At 69.2% G+C, this 14,826-nt stretch carries 12 protein-coding genes; 10 read left to right on the top strand and 2 right to left on the bottom strand.

The window, feature by feature from the left end:
• Window positions 1–3: 3 nt before the first annotated feature.
• Complete coding sequence (locus tag JAV51_RS00360; protein ID WP_197318560.1) at window positions 4–2,346, bottom strand: hypothetical protein; 2,343 nt, start codon at window positions 2,344–2,346, stop codon at window positions 4–6.
• 169 nt (window positions 2,347–2,515) lie between these two features.
• Here JAV51_RS00360 and JAV51_RS00355 point away from each other — a divergent pair, with 169 nt between their 5' ends.
• From JAV51_RS00355 to secA, 7 genes are all read left to right on the top strand, one after another.
• Window positions 2,516–3,196 carry a dTMP kinase gene (locus tag JAV51_RS00355; protein ID WP_197318559.1) on the top strand — a complete coding sequence of 227 codons (681 nt, stop codon included), beginning with the start codon at window positions 2,516–2,518 and terminating at the stop codon, window positions 3,194–3,196.
• A 297-nt stretch (window positions 3,197–3,493) separates the two neighbouring features.
• Window positions 3,494–4,171 (top strand): MtrAB system response regulator MtrA, encoded by a 678-nt coding sequence (mtrA, locus tag JAV51_RS00350; RefSeq protein WP_005448994.1) that lies wholly within the window; start codon window positions 3,494–3,496, stop codon window positions 4,169–4,171.
• Between the two features lie 21 nt (window positions 4,172–4,192).
• Entirely contained in the window at window positions 4,193–5,878 is a 1,686-nt protein-coding gene (gene mtrB / locus JAV51_RS00345; protein ID WP_197318558.1) for an MtrAB system histidine kinase MtrB, read from the top strand.
• Window positions 5,879–5,895: 17 nt separating this feature from the next.
• On the top strand, window positions 5,896–7,620 hold the full coding sequence (locus JAV51_RS00340) for an LpqB family beta-propeller domain-containing protein (protein WP_197318898.1): 1,725 nt from the start codon (window positions 5,896–5,898) through the stop codon (window positions 7,618–7,620).
• A gap of 76 nt (window positions 7,621–7,696) precedes the next feature.
• On the top strand, window positions 7,697–8,479 hold the full coding sequence (locus JAV51_RS00335) for a ComF family protein (RefSeq protein ID WP_231641032.1): 783 nt from the start codon (window positions 7,697–7,699) through the stop codon (window positions 8,477–8,479).
• A 381-nt stretch (window positions 8,480–8,860) separates the two neighbouring features.
• A complete protein-coding gene (gene hpf, locus JAV51_RS00330) occupies window positions 8,861–9,538 on the top strand; it encodes a ribosome hibernation-promoting factor, HPF/YfiA family (RefSeq protein WP_197318557.1) in 678 nt (225 codons plus the stop codon).
• A 186-nt stretch (window positions 9,539–9,724) separates the two neighbouring features.
• On the top strand, window positions 9,725–12,610 hold the full coding sequence (gene secA, locus JAV51_RS00325; protein ID WP_197318896.1) for a preprotein translocase subunit SecA: 2,886 nt from the start codon (window positions 9,725–9,727) through the stop codon (window positions 12,608–12,610).
• Here the strand turns inward: secA and JAV51_RS00320 are convergent.
• Window positions 12,607–13,086, bottom strand: coding sequence for an Rv3235 family protein (locus tag JAV51_RS00320; protein ID WP_197318556.1), 480 nt, complete (start codon window positions 13,084–13,086; stop codon window positions 12,607–12,609). The two genes, secA and JAV51_RS00320, sit on opposite strands and share 4 nt — an antisense overlap.
• A gap of 166 nt (window positions 13,087–13,252) precedes the next feature.
• Between JAV51_RS00320 and JAV51_RS00315 the strand changes: the two genes are divergently transcribed.
• The 3 genes from JAV51_RS00315 to JAV51_RS00305 are packed head-to-tail and all read left to right on the top strand — an operon-like array spanning window position 13,253 to window position 14,817.
• A complete protein-coding gene (locus tag JAV51_RS00315) occupies window positions 13,253–13,654 on the top strand; it encodes an HAD-IA family hydrolase (protein WP_197318555.1) in 402 nt (133 codons plus the stop codon).
• A 59-nt stretch (window positions 13,655–13,713) separates the two neighbouring features.
• Window positions 13,714–14,187: a hypothetical protein gene (locus JAV51_RS00310; protein WP_197318554.1), complete on the top strand. Its 474-nt coding sequence runs from the start codon at window positions 13,714–13,716 to the stop codon at window positions 14,185–14,187.
• Window positions 14,188–14,817, top strand: a complete 630-nt coding sequence (locus JAV51_RS00305) for a DUF3558 domain-containing protein (RefSeq protein WP_197318553.1) — start codon at window positions 14,188–14,190, stop codon at window positions 14,815–14,817.
• Window positions 14,818–14,826: the final 9 nt, after the last annotated feature.

The raw sequence follows: 14,826 nt of genomic DNA, 5'->3' as shown, positions 1-14,826 counted from the left end.
TCCTCAGCCCGGACCGTTGACCATCCCGTTGCCGTCGAGCCTCGACGATCCCAGCACGTCACCGGGTGCCGGTCCGACCGGTCGGGTCGGCTCCGGGACGGCGGGTGTGGGCCCGGCGAGCCCGGCCGCGTACGCGACGGCGCGGTCCCACTCGGGCTCGGCGATGTAGTCGGTGTGCCGACGCACTCCCGGCGCCCAGCGGCGACCCTGCACGGGGCCGAGCGCCGGATCGGGCAGCCAGTGGTCGCCGCCCAGGACGAGAACTCCGTGGGGGCCACGCTCGGCGGGTTCGAGGGCACCGACGCCGCCGTCCGGCAGGTACCCCACACCCAGCAGCCGCCCGTCGCGCACCTGGTGACGCCAGGTCGTCGCGCCCCCGCCGAACGTGTCGGTGCCTCGGCAGAGTCCGCGCCAGTGTCCGCCGAGAGCGCCGTAGAGGCGGGCGAGCGAGTCGTGGCCGAACACGCCGGGGAACGCGCGTTGGTAGCCCCACTGCAGCGGTGTCCCGGCGGTGAGGAGGCCGAGCCGTTCGAGTTCGGCGTCGGACAGGGTGGCCGAGAGACGTCCCGCCGTGATGACGGTGAGCAGCCCTCCCACGTGGTAGCCGGAGAGGACGACTCGGCTGTCCGGGGCACGCAGGTGCTCCTTGGCGCGCTCGGCGAGTTCGGGCACCACTTTCAGCGCGTACGACGGTGGCACCACCGGGTGGGCGACCCGCGGCCAGAAGCACACGAGGTCGGCGAACGCGGCGAGATGGCGCATCCGCATTGCCCCGGTGGCGGCGGTGAGAACGGCCCGCAGCAGCGCCACGGCCAGCACGCCGAGCGCCACCACGCCCACCGCCGACAACGGCATGAGGAACTCCGGCAACTCCACCGCGCGCAGGCGGACGACCAGCAGAGCGGCGGCGCCGACGATCATGGCCAGCACCACCGTGAGCACGATGCGATGCAGATGCTTGCGTTCCCACGCCGCCCTGGCCCACGCGTCGGCCGCCTTGCCGACGTCTTCGGCCGGGGTGTCCATCAGGTGCAGCACCTCGGGCACTCCGCGTCGGGCACGGCGCAGGGGGACGGCCACGGCGAACACGGGAATGGCGATCAGCGCGGCGAACCCGAGTCCGGCTCCCCACAACACAGTGATGAGCGTGTACCCGCGTGGGAGGGCGATCGAGGGATCGAGGACGTGCCGGGCGGCGATCGCCAGGCCAGCGCCGAAGCCGCCGCCCAGCAACGCGGCCAACGCGAGTGCGGGAGCAGCGGCCCAGCCGCCCGCCCAGGGGCGAAGGCGCTTCGGCAGTCCCGCCCACGCGCGGCGGGCGAGGACGGCGGTGGGCACCAGCAGGAGCGCGAACAGCACACAGACCGCGAACAGCGCCGCTGCCAGCAGCTCCACCGTCGAGTTGGCTCCGTCCGACACCTGTGTGGACAGCGGCGTCGCGACCACGGCCGCCACCCCGACCAGCACCAGCGCCGTCGTGATCAGCAGGACGCGGCCGACCCGCCCGGCGAGTCGGTGTGCGCGAAACGCGGTCGCCCCCGTCGTGAAACCCAGCAATGCCAACGTGACCACCCACGTGACGGTGTCGACGGTCGCGTCCGGCGCGACGAACGGGCCACCCAGCAGGACGAGCACGACGACCCCGAGCGCGGCCACCGTGTGCAGGCAGCGCAACGTCGTCGTGTCCCGTTCGTCGTCGAGCACGGTGCCACCGGGCAGGTCAGGCCGACGCTCGCGCAGTCGGGGCGCGCGGACCGTCCACGACGACGACGCCACCGAGAACAGCACCCCGACGAGCAGGAGCAGCGGGGCGAGTCCCACGGCCGTGCGCACACCCGAGACGTCGCGCAGCCACGACGGTGCCGCCTCCAGGCAGTCCGCACCGGGCCGCAGGCACTGCGCGGCCAACAGATCGAGACTCAGCACCGCGAACTGGGCGACCAGCAGCATGGTGAGCAGCAGGCCCGCCACCCGCAGCAGTGCGCGACACACCACCGACAGCGCTCTCGACGGACGCGTCCCGGAGTCCGGCGGCAGCATCCACTGCGCGACGTTGACCAGCGCGAACGGAAACAGCAGGGCCCAGGCGGCCTTGGCCGCGCCACCGGAGGTCATGCGGTCCCACAGGTAGCCTTCGAGCGTTCGGGAGACGGACCGGCCCAGTGCCTGCAGCACCGGCCCGGGAGCGGGTCGCCGCAGCCGGTCGCACGGGCGGATGATGCGGCCGACGCCGTCACCCGCGACGTCGACCGTGCCCGTCGAGTCCAACAGACTGTCCCCACTGGCGCCGACGAGTCCCGGAACACGCAACTCGACGACGTGGGTGTCGGGACCGGGAAGTGGCACGCGCGGAACACCTCGCTCCTGTGTCGAAGGCACGGACTGCGGAACGGATCTGGTGGCAGCCGAAGTCGATCGTGTACACACGGTAACGAAGTTGTGCCGTTTCCGCTGGTTGCCGATGCGGTCGGTCAGCGCCCGCCGGGCGGGACCCGTGGTACGCCACAATGGGCACATGGGGTCGCAGGGGTTGCTGGTGGCGGTCGAGGGGCTCGACGGCGCTGGGAAACGCACGCTCACGAACGCGCTCACCGAGCAGCTCAACGCGCTTGGCGCGAGCGTCACCACGGCTGCGTTCCCCCGGTACGGCCGGGACGTGCACGCCGACCTCGTCAGGGAGGCGTTGCACGGGCAGCACGGCGACCTCGCCGACTCCGTGTACGGCATGGCCGTGCTCTACGCGCTCGATCGCCGCGACGCCGCCGACGACATCCGTGCGGCGCTGGCCGACCACGACGTGGTGCTGCTCGACCGTTACGTCGCCTCGAACGCCGCCTACCAGGCCGCTCGCCTGCACCAGGGCGTGGACGGCGAGGTGGTGCGCTGGGTGCGGGAGCTGGAGATCGACCGCTTCGGACTTCCGGTGCCCGACCGGCAGATCCTGTTGCGGGTGCCCGTGGCCGTCGCGGCGAGCCGGGCGGCGGACCGGGCACGGCAGGACGCCACGCGCGCGAAGGACGCCTTCGAGTCGGACGACGGCCTCCAGGCGCGCTGTGCACGGGTGTACGACGCCCTCGCCGAGGCGCACTGGCTCTCGGAGTGGCACGTCGTGGACGGCAGCCGCGACCTGCGAGCGGGTGCCGAGGCGACTGAGGCGATGGCCGTGCTCGCGAAGACGCTCTACCTCGGGAAGTGACCGAGTCGGGCCGACGGTGCCCGGGCCGCGTCGGGCAGCGGCGCGAACGGTGACCGTCTCGCCGCATCGTCGACCGACCGGACGCCGACGGGACCGTTCTTCGCCTCGGTCCGCATAGCGCAACAGCCGCGCGCACGACAAGACTCCGAAGGGGCCAACGCCGGTCCTCCCTTTCGCCGTACCCGCAATCGATCGGGACGAGCGGCACGACGCGGACACCGTGTTCTGTGTCGCTTCCCTGACACAGTTTCGCGGGTCGTGCACATTGCACCTGACGGAAATGCGAATATGTGGCTCATGAAGGCGCGTGTGCTGGTCGTCGACGACGACCCCGCTCTGGCAGAGATGCTCACGATCGTGTTGCGCGGTGAAGGCTTCGACACTGCCGTGGTGTCCGACGGCTCCCGTGCGCTGCCCGCGTTGCGTGAACTGAAACCCGACCTCGTTCTGCTCGACCTCATGCTGCCCGGCATGAACGGCATCGACGTGTGCAAGGCGATCAGGGCGGAGTCCGGCGTGCCGATCGTCATGCTCACCGCCAAGAGCGACACCGTGGACATCGTGCTGGGGCTGGAGTCCGGCGCCGACGACTACGTCGTCAAGCCGTTCAAGCCGAAGGAACTCGTGGCGAGGGTGCGGGCGCGGTTGCGGCGGACCGAGTCGGAGCCCGCCGAGACCCTCACGATCGGTGACCTGACCATCGACGTGCCCGGACACGACGTGACGCGGGACGGCCGGTCGATCGCGCTGACGCCGCTGGAGTTCGACCTGCTCGTGGCGCTCGCGCGCAAGCCGCGCCAGGTGTTCACGCGCGAAGTGCTGCTCGAACAGGTGTGGGGTTACCGCCACGCCGCCGACACGCGGCTGGTCAACGTCCACGTGCAGCGTCTGCGCTCGAAGGTGGAGAAGGACCCCGAGCATCCCGAGGTGGTGCTCACCGTCCGCGGCGTCGGCTACAAGGCGGGTCCGCCGTAATGGCACTCGTAAGGTGAGCGTATGAACGGGCGACTGGCTTCGACGGGCCGGTCGGTGCTGTCGGTGGCCAGGCGCGCCGCCGCGTTCGGCAGGCGGCGCTCGGTCGCGTTCGGGGTGCTGTGGCAGCGGTCGTTGCAGTTCCGGGTGACGACGTCGACCCTCGCGCTGTCCTCGGCGGTCGTGTTCGTGTTGGGCGTCGTGCTGCAGAACCAGATCGTCGAGCGGCTGGTGCACACCAAGGAACGGGCGGCGCTCACGCAGCTCCAGGTGGCCGTGCGCACCGCCGAGAGCGAGTTGGTCGGCGACGCGGGACAGGACGACGCCCTGCGAAACCGGTTGTCCAACGCGCTCAAGGCGCTGACCAGCAGCTCGGTGGCGACGCCGAACATCGACAGCTCGGCCGCTGCGGGGGCGTTCGAGCCCGTGCTCGTCGCGGGTGATCCGAGCGAGCCCAATGGCAAGCTCATCCACGCCGGACCGGTGGAGAACGTCCCGACCGGGCTCCGGAACTACGCCGAGAACAACCAGGTCGCGCTGCAGTACCACACGCAGGGCCAGACCTATCTCGTCGCGGGCGCCCCGGTGACGACGGCGACGCGGCCCATCCAGCTCTACCTGCTGTTCCCGATGACCACCGAGCAGAACACGGTGGCCACGGTGCAGAACACGCTGCTGGTCGGCAGTGCGTTCCTGCTCGTGCTGCTCGCGGTGATCACGAACATGGTGACGCGGCAGGTGGTGCTGCCCGTCCGCAGGGCCGCCGCGGCGGCGGAGGGCTTCGCGGAGGGCGACCTCGATCGCAGACTCGACGTGACCGGCGAGGACGACCTCGCCAAGCTCGCCATGTCGTATAACGAGATGGCCGCGAGCATCCAGGAGCAGATTCGTCGCCTCGAGGAGTTCGGGCAGCTCCAGCGGCGGTTCACCTCGGACGTCTCCCACGAGCTGCGTACGCCGCTGACGACCGTGCGCATGGCGGCCGACGTGCTGTACGCGTCGCGTGAACAGTTCCCCTCGGGGCTCGCGCGGTCGTCGGAGTTGCTGGTCGACGAACTCGACCGGTTCGAGAGCCTGCTGCGGGACCTGCTGGAGATCAGTCGACTGGACGCGGGCGTCGAGGAGCTGGCCGCGGAGTCGGCCGACCTCCGCCCCGTCGTGCACCGGGCCGTCGAGCAGGTGAGGGTCATCGCGGGCACCACCGGCAGCGGCATCGAGCTCGAACTGCCCGACGAGGAGGTGACCGCGGAGTTCGACGCCCGACGTGTCGAACGGATCCTGCGCAACCTGCTCGCCAACGCCGTGGACCACGGTGAGGGCCGTCCGGTGCGGCTGCGGCTCGCCGCCGACGAGCACGCCGTCGCGATCAGCGTCCGCGACTACGGCGTCGGTCTGCGCCCCGGTGAGGCCGAGTTGGTGTTCAACCGCTTCTGGCGGGCCGACCCGTCACGCAACCGGAGGACGGGAGGCACGGGACTCGGGCTCGCGATCAGTCACGAGGACGCGCGGCTGCACGGTGGGTGGCTCGAAGCCTGGGGCGAGCCGGGCCAGGGGTCGTGCTTCCGGCTCACGCTGCCCCGGGTCGCGGGAGAGACGCTGGAACACAGCCCCATCCCGCTGCCCCCGGATCCTCCACCCGCCGTTCGCCGGGACGACGAGTCCGAGCAGGGGAGCGACGATCCGGTCGCCGGAGAGGAGGAGGTTCGGTGAGACGACGGACGACCGCCATGCTGGCCGTGTTCCTCTGTTTCGTGACCACCGTGGCCGGCTGCGCCGCGATCCCCACGGAGTCGCAACCCAAGGCCATCCCGCAGCAGAACGCCGGTCAGCCCACCCAGGAGATCCCCGAGCCGGAGCTCGGCCTCGACCCGCTCTCGGTGGTGCGAGAGTACGTGCGCAACAGCGTGCAGCCGGCCAACGACCACGCGGCCTCCCGCGCGTACCTCAGCGGCCCGTTGCGGGACACGTGGACCCCCGACGCCAGCCTGCGGGTGGTGAAGGACGACTTCGGCACCGTGTACGCCCCGGAGGACGCGCAGCCCTCCGATCCCAACGAGCGAGTGGTGGCGCTGCGGGCCGTCGAGGTCGGCAGGCTCGCGGCGGACAACTCGTTCATCGCGGGTGTCGACGAGTACCGGGCGCCGGTGCGGGTGCGTCGGCAGTCGAACGGCGAGTGGCGCATCGTCGACCCGCCGGACGGCATCGTCATCACCGAGACCGACTTCGACACCGCCTACCAACAGGTGCCGGTGTACTTCTTCGCTCCCGACTCGACGGCGCTCGTCTCCGATCTCCGGTACGTCGTCGCGCGTCCGCAGTCCGGGCTTCCGGCCCGCGTGGTGGACCTGCTGTTGTCGGGCCCGTCCGACGGGCTCGCCGACGCCGTGCGCAACCCGATCGGCGAGGCGGCGACGCTCGACAGCAACGTGACGCTGAGCAACGACGGTGCGCTGGTCGTGCCGCTCACGGGCCTCGGTGACGAAGCGGTCCACGAGCGCGAGCTGATGGCGGCGCAGGTGGTGCGTTCCCTGCAGCACGTCACGACAAGCCGGGTGAAGCTGTTGTCCGACGGCACGCCATTGGTGCCCGGGCACACCGAGTGGCGGCCCAGCGATCTCCCTGCGTACGACGTGTTGTCCTCCCCGAACGCCGAGCTGCCGGGACTGATGACCGTGGACGGCCGCCTCCGGTCCCTCGGCTCCGGCGCGCCCGTGGACGGTCCGGCCGGAACGGGTGCGTTGAAGGTCGTCAGCGCGGCCCAGGCGATCAACGGCCATCAACTGGCCGTCGTCGTGCAGGCGGGCGACGGGGTGCGGTTGCAGGTCGGCGACTACGGCGTGGCCGGGCAGGAGGTCGATCTGTCCGGCACGGAGATGACGCGACCGACCTGGCGACCTCCCGGCGGCACCGACGAGAAGTCCACCGAGGTGTGGACGGTGGTCGACGGCGAGCAGGTCACCCGGGTCCGACAGGACGCGAACGGTCGGTGGGTCACGCAGGCGGTCAACGCCGCCGAGCTCTCCGATGCCGGGAAGATCACGGCGTTGCGCCTGTCCCGGGACGGTGCCAGGGCCGCGCTGGTGGTCGACGGGCGACTGGTGGTGGCGTCCGTGGTGCGCAGTGCGTCCGGTGCGACGTTACGGGCGCCGCGGGTGCTCCAGGAGGACCGGTTGAAGTCGGTCGTCGACGTCGACTGGCTCGACCACGACACGCTCGTGGTCGCCACGTCGTCCGACCGCGTGCCGGTCGCGAAGGTGTCGGTGGACGGGTTCCAGCTCGACCAATACAACACCTCGAACCTGACGCCTCCGATGCGGTCGATCACGGCGGCGCCGGGGCGGCCCATCGTCGTGGCCGACCGGACGGGCCTGTGGACGGCCGGGGAGATCGGCGCCGTGTGGGTTCCGCACAACCAGAGCGTCCGGGGAGCCCAGCCGTTCTACCCGGGCTGACCCGTTCGGACACCGAACGGAGCCGTTCGACCTTGCGAGGTCCGCGATCGTCGGAGGTGTCCGCCACGGTGGCGGCATGACTCCGGGTGTGACTTCCACGAACGACCGCTTCCGCGCCGCGATTCGGGCCGTGGCCTTCGCCACCGTCGACTTGGTGCTGCCCGCGGTGTGCGCTGCGTGCGGGCGACCAAGTGCGGCGGTGTGCGGCGGATGCCTGGGGGAGCTGTCCTCGGGACCGACGCTCGTGGCACCCGGTGTCGCGGCGGTGGCCCCGTACGAGGGCGTGCCACGGGAGCTGGTGCTGGCCTTCAAGGAGCGAGGGCGACGCGATCTCGGCCGATCGTTGGGGCGAGCGCTGGCGGCGGCCGTGCCGCGAACTCCGGGTGCGCGGCCGGCGAGCGACGGCACGTGGTGGCTCGTACCGGTCCCGTCGCGGCCTGCCGCCGCGAGAGCGCGGGGAGGGCCGCACGTCCTCGCATTGGCCAGGTGGTGCGCCGCGACGTTGGCCGAGGACGGCGGGGCCGCGGCCGTGGCACCCGCATTGCGGTTGTCGTCACGGGCCAGGGACGCCGTGGGGCTCGACCGCGCCGACAGGGTTCGCAACCTTCGCGGCCGCGTCCACCTCGCACCGGACGGAGCGCCGGAGCCGGGAACGCCGGTGGTGCTGCTCGACGACGTGGTCACCACCGGGGCGACGGTGCGGGAGTGCTCCCGAGTCCTGGCGGGGCACGGCGTCGAGGTCACCGCCGCCTTGACGGTGACGGCCACGCCGCGAGGTTTCGGAGACGCCCGAGTGAAACCTCGCAACTTGTCACCCACATGGGTAGTCGGGGAACTGAAGGAGGGGGGCCGTCGTTGACCGGATATGACGCAGCCCACGGTCACTCAGAGCCAGGCCAGGGTATGCCGACTGCGTCACCGGTATGAATCCGCCACCGGTGCACTGCTCCGAACGGGAATCGACGACACCGTCGCAACCCGGGTTTCATCTCGTACCGTCACCGTCCGCCGATTCTCGGGATCCCCCGCCGCGGGGACTGTTGCGGTGACGTCACGAGGGCTACCGTGCAGCGCTAACGGACGTCCCGGCCGTAGGGGAGGTGAACAGTCGATGTCCCCGGTGTCGAGGCACTGACACGGCGCGGATGCCCGAAACTCCGCCGCATCCGGTTTCGCCGTCGCTTCGACATCAGTGGTCGCCCATTTCAACACTCGCACGTAGTGAGCGAGGAGGTCGTGAATGGACATCGTCATCAGGGGTCGCAACGTGGAGGTTCCCGAGCACTATCGGGTGCACGTCGCGGACAAGATGGCCCGACTGGAGCGTTACGACAGGAAGGTCGTCCGCTACGAGGTCGAACTCTTCCACGAACCCAACCGTCGGCAGGCCAAGAACTGCCAGCGTGTCGAAATCACTGGTAGGGGCAAGGGCCCGACCGTTCGGGCAGAGGCTTGTGCGGGCGACTTCTACGCTGCGCTCGACGCGGCGATCAACAAGCTCGAAAGCCGACTCCGTCGTTCCCACGACCGGCGACGTGTCCATTACGGACGACGTGCGCCCGAGTCCCTCGCAGAGGCCACCGCGGCAGGCATCTCGGCCGCGACCACCCCGTCCCGGGGCCGTTCGGCCACCGCGGTGCTCGAAGCGCCCGCCGAGGTCGAGACCGACGAGGCGGTTTCGACCGACTCGCTGGACGTTCCCGAGCCGCGCTGGGACGACGGTGTCGCTCCGCGCCAGCCCGGGCGAGTGGTCAGGGAGAAGCAGCACTCGGCCGAACCGATGACGATCGACGACGCCCTCTACCAGATGGAACTGGTGGGGCACGACTTCTATCTCTTCAACGACGCCGACACCGGGAAGCCGAGCGTCGTGTACCGCAGGAAGGGCTTCGACTACGGAGTGATACGACTGGGCTGACGGCAAGCGCGGCCTGTCGGACGGGCCGCGCGAGTGCCGAATTTTCGAATCGGCGGCCCGCGCGATCATGACGCGCGGGCCGCCGCGTGCACGCAGGCCTGCACATTCCCTACGATGGGTATGCTGCCCGGCGCCCTGCTGGGGTGCTACGACGTCCATACAGACACCGCTAGCGAGGTCGACCCGATGCTTCTGAACCGCCTGCTCCGTGCGGGCGAGGGCAAGATGGTGAAGCGGCTGCGCCGCATCGCCGACCACGTCAACACCCTCGAAGACGACGTCAAGGACCTTTCGGACGCCGAGCTGCAGGCGAAGACCGACGAGTTCCGGAAACGGCACGAGGACGGCGAGTCGCTCGACGAATTGCTGCCCGAGGCCTTCGCCGTGGTGCGGGAGTCCGCGAAGCGCGTCCTCGGCCAACGTCACTACGACGTGCAGTTGATGGGTGGCGCGGCGCTGCACCTGGGTCAGGTCGCGGAGATGAAGACCGGTGAGGGCAAGACGCTCACCAGCCTCCTGCCCGTCTACCTCAACGCGTTGTCCGGCAAGGGCGTCCACGTCGTCACGACGAACGACTACCTGGCGCAGCGTGACTCCGAGTGGATGGGTCGTGTGCACCGCTTCCTCGGGCTGGAGATCGGTGTCATCCGCTCCGACCTGACGCCCGCCGAGCGCAAGCGCGCCTACGCCGCCGACATCACCTACGGCACGAACAACGAGTTCGGCTTCGACTACCTGCGCGACAACATGGCGTGGAGCCTCGACGACTGCGTGCAGCGCGGGCACAACTTCGCCATCGTCGACGAGGTCGACTCGATCCTGATCGACGAGGCCCGGACGCCGCTCATCATCTCGGGTCCGGCCGACCAGTCGTCCCGTTGGTACGTGGAGTTCGCGCGGATCGCGCCGCTCATGAAGAAGGACGTCCACTACGAGGTGGACGAGCGCAAGCGCGCCATCGGTGTCACCGAGCTCGGCGTCGAATTCGTCGAGGACCAGCTCGGCATCGACAACCTCTACGAGGCCGCGAACACGCCGTTGGTCGGGTTCCTGAACAACGCCCTCAAGGCGAAGGAGCTCTACCGCAAGGACAAGGAGTACATCGTCCGCAACGGCGAGGTGCTCATCGTCGACGAGTTCACGGGCCGTATCCTCGCGGGCCGCCGGTTCAACGAGGGCATGCACCAGGCCATCGAGGCCAAGGAGCGCGTCGAGATCAAGGCGGAGAATCAGACGCTCGCCACGATCACGCTGCAGAACTACTTCCGCCTCTACGACAAGCTCGCCGGCATGACCGGTACGGCCGAGACCGAGGCTGCGGAGTTCCACCAGACTTACAAGCTCGGCGTCGTGCCCATCCCGACCAACCGGCCGATGGTGCGTGTCGACCAGCCCGACCTCATCTACAAGACCGAGGAGGCGAAGTTCGAGGCGGTCGCCGACGACATCGCCGAGCGGCACGAGAAGGGGCAGCCGGTCCTCGTCGGCACGACGAGCGTCGAGAAGTCCGAGTATCTGTCGAAGCTGCTGCTCAAGCGCGGGGTGCCGCACGAGGTCCTCAACGCGAAGCAGCACCACCGTGAGGCGCTGATCGTCGCCAAGGCCGGTCGCCGAGGCGCGGTCACGGTCGCGACGAACATGGCGGGTCGAGGCACCGACATCGTGCTCGGCGGCAACCCCGACATCATCGCCGACGAGGTGCTGCGCGACCGCGGGCTCGACCCGGTGGAGAACTCGGAGGAGTACGAGGCCGCCTGGCCGAAGGTGCTCGAAGAGGTCACCGCCGAGTGCAAGGAGGAGGCCGAGGCGGTGCTGGAGGCCGGTGGCCTCTACGTGCTCGGCACCGAACGACACGAGTCGCGGCGCATCGACAACCAGTTGCGTGGTCGTGCCGGTCGTCAGGGTGACCCGGGTGAGTCGCGCTTCTACCTCTCGCTCGGCGACGAGCTCATGCGCCGGTTCAACGCCGCCATGGTCGAGCGCGTCATGACCACCATGCGGCTGCCCGACGACGTGCCGATCGAGCACAAGATGGTCTCCAGGGCGATCAAGAGCGCTCAGACCCAGGTCGAGCAGCAGAACATGGAGATCCGCAAGAACGTCCTCAAGTACGACGAGGTCATGAACCAGCAGCGCAAGGTGATCTACGCCGAGCGTCGTCGGGTTCTGGAGGGCGAGAACCTGCGCGAGCAGGTCGAGAACATGATCTCCGACGTCATCGGCGCGTACGTCGAAGGGGCGACCGCCGACGGCTACGCCGAGGACTGGGACCACGCCAAGCTGTGGACCGCGCTCAAGACGCTCTACCCGGTCGGAGTGACCTGGGAAGAGATCATCGAGGAGAACGAGGACGTCGACTCGGAGCGCTTGCGCGAGATCCTCGTCGCCGACGCCCTGGCCGCCTACAAGCGGCGTGAGGCCGAGCTCGACGAGAAGGTGGCGGAAGGCGCGATGCGGGAGCTGGAGCGCCGGGTCGTCCTGTCGGTCCTCGACCGCAAGTGGCGTGAGCACCTCTACGAGATGGACTACCTCAAGGAGGGCATCGGCCTGCGGGCGATGGCGCAGCGCAACCCGCTCGTCGAGTATCAGCGTGAGGGCTTCGACATGTTCAACGCGATGCTCGAATCGCTGAAGGAAGAGGCCGTGGGCCTCATGTTCAACCTGCAGGTGCAGCAGGCCGAACAGCCCGCGCAGGCCCCGGCGCAAGCCGAGCAGCCTGCCGCGTCGCCCGCCGCGGCGCCGGCGGCCGCCGCGCCGACGGGCAACGGCAAGGCGGCGGCGCCCGCCAAGGCGGCGCCGAAACCGAGCAGCACTCCGCGGCACGCGCGTCCGGTGCCGCCGCAGCCGGCGATCCCGAAGGAGTCGGTGCCGACGGCGCTGCAGGGCAAGGGCCTCGGCGGCCAGACGCCGCAGGGCCTGACGTTCTCGGGCCCGTCCGAGGGCGGCGGCGTGCAGTCTCGTGGTGACGGGACCAGCAACAAGGCCAAGAACGGCGCCGCTGCCGGGAGCACGCGTCGGGAGCGGCGAGCCGCCGCCCGCGAACAGGCGAAGAAGAACAAGCGCGGCCGCTAGAGGCGTCGACCGAGCACGGTGAACAGGGTGCAGCGCCACCCTGCTTCGCCGTGCTCGAATCGCGCCACGAGAGCGTAGGCACGGTCGGTCAGATGCGCCGTGCCGCACACCTCCAACGCTCGTTCAGCCGGTCGACACACGTGGATGTTGCGAAGCACGTAGCGTGTGCTGACCGTGCGTGGCCGCGCGCGCAACTGCCGTTGAAGCAGCGGTGACAGCCACCCGTCGAGCTGGCTGGCCGGTCTGCGGCCCGCCTGCACCTCGACGAGTGCGGTGAGCACCCGATGCAGCATGCGCCTGCCCGGGGCGGACAACGAGTACTCGTGGCGAGTCGCGTTGTGCGCCTGGAGCTCGGCCAACAGGTCGTCGAGCGACAGTTGTCCCTCGGCGACCTCCCCCTCCGAACGCTCCCCGAACTCTGTCGGTTCGTACGGGTCGAGTGGCAACAACCCGCTGGCCGACGTGAACGCGTTCATCGCGGTCCTTTCTGTTGTTCGTGGACGGCCCCCCTTGACCGCCCACTAAGTACAGAGGGCGCGAACACGCGTTTCGCCCCAAACAGGACCTGATGAGGTGATCGTCAGTGCGCTCGGCCCGCCCGGGTGGACGCTGTGTGATACGGACCGGACGTAGAGTGGCGTGATGCTGCGAGCGTTGGTGTTGGACTACGCGGGAGTGCTGACCGACGTCGAGGGCGAGCGACTGTTCGAGGCAGCGCGCACGTTGCGGGCCCACGGGGTGCGGACCGCGTTGCTGTCGAACGCCGCGGGCGGACCGGCGGCGAGGGAGGCGTTCGCGGACCGATTCGACGTCGTGGTTTTCTCCGGCGACGTGGGTGTCGCGAAACCCGACGTCGCCGTGTTCCGCCTGACGGCCGACCGCCTCGGCGTCGCGCCGAGCGAGTGTGTGTTCGTGGACGATTCCGTGCGCAACGTGGCGGGTGCCGTGGCCGCGGGGATGGTCGGTGTCCGACATGTCGGAGTCGAGGAGACGTTGGCGGAATTGGGCGTGTTGTTCCCCGTTCTGGTTCCAGGAACCGGCTGACCGCTCGCGACGTGTTCGTTACCCTCGGGGTGGTTTCCGGTGACTGTGCGGGAGTGATGATGGCTGAAGCGTGGTACGACGCCCTCGCCAATGAGGCGGCGAACGGCGTGAGCGCGACTGCGGCGGTCGGTGCGGTGCTGGGAGGACCCGCCGGTGCCGTCATGGCGGGCGCGTCCGCGGCAGCCCGTGTGGCCGCCGCGGCCGGAGCCGGCGGCTCGTGGTCCTTCGACCCGGACGAGATCGACGCGGTCATCGCGGAGTGGAAGGCGCTGGCTGAAGACCTGGCGAGGGATAGTGAGGCAACGGCTCAGGCTGAGAACCTCTCATACCCTCCGTCGAACGACCAGCCCAGCAATAGCTTCATCGGTTCCGTCTCCGTCGGTTTGAGTGCCTTAGCCAGGTCGAACCAGTCGATGCAAAAATACGTGCAAGATTTCATTGAAAAGCTCGAGAAGGCCAAAACCTCTCTCGGGTCGGCTGACGATGCGTACGCGAACTCTCTCGGGCGCGGCGCAGATACGAGTGAGGTTTAAGTGCGCAAAACTGTTTCGCGGTTCGCCGTGCTGACGCTCGGTGTGTCAGTCCTGGTGGCCTGTTCTGGATCGACTGAGGGGTCGCCAGAGTTGGGCGAAACATCAAGCCAGGCGACGACCTCAACTCGAAATTCGGGTGTCCGACTCGCTGTGGAGGACCCCCTCGATGTCGGTCCGTTCCTTTCTCGGCCGTGTGATCTTCTTCCCGAAGAAGCTCTCAGCTCTGCGGGGCTCAACGCGCAGAGTGGTGAAGCCAGTCTGCCGGAAAACGACCCCGCAGCGAAAGCTACGGGACCGTATTGCAGCTGGATCGGTGATAATGCCAGTGCGAGTGTGGGTGTCCAGTCGGAGAACACCAAACGCGGCATGGGGGGCCTCGATGGTCTTTATGCCGTTTACGAGCAGGGCAGATATGAGTTTTGGGAGGAGACCGAGGTCGCGAGTTACCCGGCTGCTTTCGCCGCGTCGGTCGACCTGCGGTCCGAGGGACGTTGTCAGTTGGCTGTGGGGATCGCAGACGATATGTCGTTCACAGCGAATGCCTACGTCGGAGATGACCCTCAATCCGCTTGTCAGGTCGCAACTGAGTTAGCAGCTCAGGTCATCGAGACTCTCAAGGGGGCACGCTGACGATGACGG

The sequence above is a fragment of the Saccharomonospora sp. NB11 genome, assembly GCF_015910535.1.
Taxonomy (GTDB): Bacteria; Actinomycetota; Actinomycetes; order Mycobacteriales; family Pseudonocardiaceae; genus Saccharomonospora.
This window is presented reverse-complemented; position numbering and strand designations above follow the sequence as displayed.

What these genes read in the sequence shown, in the direction of transcription:
- JAV51_RS00355 (WP_197318559.1), top strand. Translation starts at nt 2,516, where the DNA reads ATGGGGTCGCAGGGGTTGCTGGTGGCGGTCGAGGGGCTCGACGGCGCT.
- mtrA (WP_005448994.1), top strand. Translation starts at nt 3,494, where the DNA reads ATGAAGGCGCGTGTGCTGGTCGTCGACGACGACCCCGCTCTGGCAGAG.
- mtrB (WP_197318558.1), top strand. Translation starts at nt 4,193, where the DNA reads ATGAACGGGCGACTGGCTTCGACGGGCCGGTCGGTGCTGTCGGTGGCC.
- JAV51_RS00340 (WP_197318898.1), top strand. Translation starts at nt 5,896, where the DNA reads ATGCTGGCCGTGTTCCTCTGTTTCGTGACCACCGTGGCCGGCTGCGCC.
- JAV51_RS00335 (WP_231641032.1), top strand. Translation starts at nt 7,697, where the DNA reads ATGACTCCGGGTGTGACTTCCACGAACGACCGCTTCCGCGCCGCGATT.
- hpf (WP_197318557.1), top strand. Translation starts at nt 8,861, where the DNA reads ATGGACATCGTCATCAGGGGTCGCAACGTGGAGGTTCCCGAGCACTAT.
- secA (WP_197318896.1), top strand. Translation starts at nt 9,725, where the DNA reads ATGCTTCTGAACCGCCTGCTCCGTGCGGGCGAGGGCAAGATGGTGAAG.
- JAV51_RS00320 (WP_197318556.1), bottom strand. Translation starts at nt 13,086, where the DNA reads ATGAACGCGTTCACGTCGGCCAGCGGGTTGTTGCCACTCGACCCGTAC.
- JAV51_RS00315 (WP_197318555.1), top strand. Translation starts at nt 13,253, where the DNA reads ATGCTGCGAGCGTTGGTGTTGGACTACGCGGGAGTGCTGACCGACGTC.
- JAV51_RS00310 (WP_197318554.1), top strand. Translation starts at nt 13,714, where the DNA reads ATGGCTGAAGCGTGGTACGACGCCCTCGCCAATGAGGCGGCGAACGGC.